We start from the raw sequence: 582 nt of genomic DNA, 5'->3' as shown, positions 1-582 counted from the left end.
CTCGTTTGGGCATGGTTTGCATTTATACGGCCCCCAATATTTGGCAAGAGAAATACTGAACGATATGCACAGAGTCTATATCGTTTCATTCTCAAAGGTTCTCCTGCAGAGTTGGCAGTGATTGCAGATGAGCTTGTCCACTCTGCTCGTCCGCTTATTCGTTATGCTTTCGATAAGACTGAGATCCAAAAGCAACGGAAGCTTAATCAAAATAGGTGGAAAATTAAAAAATTCAAAAGTTGGGGCTTATGCGAACGACTTGCTGTTGCTTATTGCTGACAAAAGACTTTGTCGAGCAATAGTGGAATCTTCACCTGGTACTGCGCTTGCGATATTTCAAGAGATTGGAGATACGAAAAAATATGGTGTTCAAGTCGAAATTTTTTCAAAAAATATTATCAATGAAGCTATTTTAAACAGAGATTCATTTCTCTATCACGAAACAGAAGAGTACGATTCTGGGTTGATTGGTCACCACAAACCTCTGAGTCATGCAATGTTCTCGAATTATCTAATGGTTGAGAATATTGGGACGCTTTTGGATCCGGATTTGATGGGTAATTCTAAATGGGATGCTGGGCA

General features: G+C 39.7%; 2 protein-coding genes. Both read left to right on the top strand.

Annotated features, from left to right (window positions below; genetic code table 11):
• A partial coding sequence (locus tag HT737_RS31550) for a hypothetical protein (RefSeq protein ID WP_306287340.1) occupies positions 1-279 on the top strand: 279 nt, incomplete at its 5' end.
• On the top strand, positions 266-582 hold a 317-nt coding region (locus HT737_RS30910; protein ID WP_306287339.1), incomplete at its 3' end, for a hypothetical protein. The genes HT737_RS31550 and HT737_RS30910, both read left to right, overlap by 14 nt.

This window comes from Pseudomonas sp. MD195_PC81_125 (genome assembly GCF_014060985.1).
GTDB lineage: Bacteria > Pseudomonadota > Gammaproteobacteria > Pseudomonadales > Pseudomonadaceae > Aquipseudomonas > Aquipseudomonas parakoreensis.
The sequence above is the reverse complement of the archived record's forward strand: the minus strand, read 5'-3'. Positions and strand labels throughout refer to the sequence as shown.